At 59.1% G+C, this 3,532-nt stretch carries 4 protein-coding genes and 1 pseudogene; 3 read left to right on the top strand and 2 right to left on the bottom strand.

What is annotated here, in order from left to right; all coding sequences use genetic code 11:
- A partial coding sequence (locus IBX59_RS14920) for a helix-turn-helix domain-containing protein (RefSeq protein ID WP_296376977.1) occupies positions 1-406 on the bottom strand: 406 nt, incomplete at its 3' end.
- A 90-nt stretch (positions 407-496) separates the two neighbouring features.
- Here IBX59_RS14920 and IBX59_RS14915 point away from each other — a divergent pair.
- Genes IBX59_RS14915 through IBX59_RS14905 form a run of 3 tightly spaced genes read left to right on the top strand, consistent with a single transcriptional unit; the run spans position 497 to position 2,773 of the window.
- Positions 497-1,192, top strand: a complete 696-nt coding sequence (locus IBX59_RS14915; protein WP_296376975.1) for an ABC transporter permease — start codon at positions 497-499, stop codon at positions 1,190-1,192.
- Positions 1,189-1,926, top strand: coding sequence for a phosphate ABC transporter ATP-binding protein (locus tag IBX59_RS14910; protein ID WP_296376973.1), 738 nt, complete (start codon positions 1,189-1,191; stop codon positions 1,924-1,926). Before IBX59_RS14915 ends, IBX59_RS14910 begins: the two co-directional genes overlap by 4 nt.
- Positions 1,927-1,957: 31 nt before the next feature.
- The gene (locus IBX59_RS14905) at positions 1,958-2,773 is read left to right on the top strand and encodes a substrate-binding domain-containing protein (protein ID WP_296376971.1); all 816 of its coding nucleotides are present in this window, start codon (positions 1,958-1,960) and stop codon (positions 2,771-2,773) included.
- A 329-nt stretch (positions 2,774-3,102) separates the two neighbouring features.
- Here IBX59_RS14905 and IBX59_RS14900 read toward each other — a convergent pair.
- Positions 3,103-3,532: pseudogene (locus tag IBX59_RS14900) on the bottom strand (hypothetical protein); the annotation flags it as partial.

Raw genomic sequence — 3,532 nt, 5'->3', positions numbered from 1 at the left:
GATTATAGACTCCGCTGGCCGCATCCAGCAGATGACTGCCCGCGAGCATCGCGCGCCCGTCGGCCAATTCGCGCAGACCATGCGTCGATCCATGCGTCAGCACGGCCAACCCGGCGCCTGATTGCCGGAGTGCCCATTCCAGCAGCGGATCATTTGACCCCGCATAGATCGGCGGTGCCTGAAAAGCCCCTGCAACAGGCGCTTCGGTCTGCGCCTCAAGCCAGACATCGATCAAGCGGCGCGGAAACAGCAGTTTGCCGGTCGCGCGGGTAAAGGGAATCGTCTGCCGCGTGACCATGTCGTAAATCGTGCGCTGCTTCACACGCAGATAGTCAGCCACTTCATTCGTCGTCATCAGGCTCGGCACACCAGAGTGCGGACTAACCTCTTCCAGATCATTGTGCATAATACTGCAAATCCATGCGTTATTTATGTGTTTGCACATTAGACTGCATCTTGTTTACTTGTCCACGATTTCGGGGGGATGATTTTACCAATGGACGGTCCGTTTTCCATCGCGATTGGTCTGATTGCCTCTGGCGATCCGGCTTTGACCGGAACAATTGCGCTGTCGCTCAAAGTGACGCTGACAGCCGTCAGCATCGCTTGTCTGATCGGGTTGCCACTGGGTGCCGGTCTTGCGCTGGCGCGGTTTCCCGGACGTGGCGCGATTGTCGTTGCGTCCAATGCGTTGATGGGGCTACCTCCGGTCGTAGCGGGCCTTTTGGTCTACCTGCTATTGTCACGGTCCGGCCCGCTGGGTGATCTGGCGCTTTTATTCACGCCGACGGCAATGGTCATCGCCCAAACGATCCTAATCCTGCCTATCGTGATATCGCTAACCCGCTCGGTAGTAGAAGATCTTTGGTCTGAATATCGCGAACAGCTCCGCTCGCTCGGGGCGGGCCGTTTGCGCGCGGTGCCGACATTGCTCTGGGATGGGCGGGTGAGCCTTGTGACAGGCATCCTTGCAGGTTTTGGCAGGGCCAGCGCCGAGGTTGGTGCAGTCCTGATCGTCGGTGGCAATATCGCGGGCCAGACACGCACCATGACCACCGCGATCACATTGGAAACCAGCCGTGGCAATCTTGGCCTTGCCGTGGCACTTGGCATCATTTTGCTGTTGATCACCTTGTCGCTGAATGCGGCCGCATGGGGGCTGGCACAATCAGCACGGGGGCGGCTGGGATGAAAGTGGACAAGGTCATTGCGTCAGCAACCACGATCCTTCCCCTGCGGCTCACTGGTGTGGGCTATTCCGTTGGCAAAACGGAGTTGCTGGACGGGATTGACCTTACGGTCAATGCCGGCCGGCGACTGGTTGTGATGGGCCCAAACGGGGCGGGGAAAAGCCTTTTGCTGCGGCTCTGCCACGGGCTTATTGCACCCACCTCGGGCAGTATCTCTTGGCAGGCACAAGACCCGCGACCTGCCGCGCAGGCGATGGTGTTGCAACGTCCCGTGCTGCTGCGCCGATCGGTCCGGGCCAACTTGGACTATCCGCTAGCCTTGGCCGGTTATGCGCGCGCTGCGCGTGATGAAATGGTCCAGAAGACTCTCACACGTTTTGGGCTGATCCCGCTGGCCGAGCGCCCCGCGCGTCTGCTGTCCGGTGGGGAACAGCAGCGCCTTGCGCTGGCGCGCGCATGGGCAATGCGACCACAGGTCTTGTTTCTGGATGAGCCGTCTGCGGCACTCGACCCCTCTGCAACCCGTGCCATCGAAGACTTGATCTGCCAGTTCAGCGCAGAGGGCATCACCATCGTGATGACCAGCCATGATCTGTTTCAAGCACGGCGCCTTGCCCAAGACGTTGCCTTTCTGCATCGCGGACGACTGATCGAACACGGGCCCGCCGCCCGGTTCTTTGACGCTCCTCAGACACCCGAAGCCCGGGATTTTCTGGGCGGCGAGCTCATCTGGTAAGTTTAAATTGATTAACAAGGAGAAGATCAACATGCTGTCAAACACTCGGGCACTCTTGCTATGTGCCGTATCCAGCCTCGGATCGATTGTTGCTGTTCCGGCCTTTGCGCAGGACTTCATCACGGTCGCGTCCACCACGTCGACAGAAAATTCCGGCCTTTTCGGATACATCTTGCCAATGTTCACGGAAGAAACAGGCATAGACGTGCGCGTCGTTGCGCAGGGCACAGGGCAAGCGCTGGAAACCGGACGGCGCGGCGATGTCGATGTCGTTTTCGTTCACGCACTTCCCGCAGAGGAGCAATTCGTCGCCGAAGGCTATGGCGTAGAGCGTTTCGATGTCATGTATAATGACTTCGTCATCGTCGGGCCGGACAGCGACCCCGCCGATACCCGTGCCGCCGAAAATGCAGTGGATGCGATGACCGCTATCGCGCAGGCCGGTGCGTCTTTTGCATCGCGCGGCGACGACAGTGGCACGCATCAGGCGGAACTTGCATTGTGGTCAGCGGCAGATATCGCTCCCGAGGGCGCATGGTATCTTGAAACCGGGTCCGGCATGGGTGCCACGCTCAATACCGCAGTCCAGGTCCCGGCCTATGCACTGACCGACCGTGGCACATGGTTGTCATTTGAGAACCGTGGCGATCTGACCATCACCTATGAGGGCGATCCGGTCCTGTTCAACCCCTATGGCGTGATCCTCGTAAACCCTGAACTTCATACGCATGTGAAAGCGCAGGAGGGACAGGCGTTCATCGACTGGCTTGTCTCTGATGCGGGCCAGCAGGCCATCGCCGAATATCAGGTCGGTGGCGAGCAGTTGTTCTTCCCCAACGCCCAGTGACTAAAAGGGGGCGGCGGCAATCTAGCGCCGCCCTTTTTGCACCTCTGAAGCACTGTGAAAAAAGTAACTCCGCAGTTGCGTCATTTGCCTCATGTGAGTTTGCGCCTGCAGCGAATGCCCGGTTTGGTGCAGCTGCACCGCAGCGCGCGACTATGAAGTGAATGGCAGGTCAGGGCCGATTGCGTCGTATGTAGAGACTTACCGAATCGGGATTTGCAAAGCATGCAACCCGCGCTTTGCCGCAAGATAAGGTTAACGTTGTGAGTGATCTGTTTCCGATCACGTGGCAGATGCGACGCCGCAGCATCTTACCCCTAATCATTGCTGTCCTAATTCGTTATTTTCCAGGGTCGCACCTTGGGCATCGTTTCGATTAGATCCACCTCCCGCAGCATCCCGCCAGCCGTTAACCCATCCCGCACCCAGCCCAGCGCGTGCCACCAATCCTCATACCCGCGCCGCGCGGATGCGATCTGCTCAGGATGCGGGCGCCAAATGACCGGGCAAATCAAAACATCGACAGTTCGCCACTTTCCCCGGGTCAGGACACGTTCTGTGCCGATAACTTCGGTCACAGCGCGCACACCATGCTGGTTTTCGCGTATTTCTCTCGGAACGCATTGCGGCACAGCGCCTGGCATCCAGTCCGGTGTCAGACCGGCGCGTGCCAGCTCTGCGATGCGCAGCGCCATGCGGATCCCGCCAAGACTGTCGGGCAGTCTAGCCACGATAGCGGCGATGACTTCGGCATCCTCATGG

This window comes from Yoonia sp. (genome assembly GCF_014859355.1).
GTDB lineage: Bacteria > Pseudomonadota > Alphaproteobacteria > Rhodobacterales > Rhodobacteraceae > Yoonia.
This window is presented reverse-complemented; position numbering and strand designations above follow the sequence as displayed.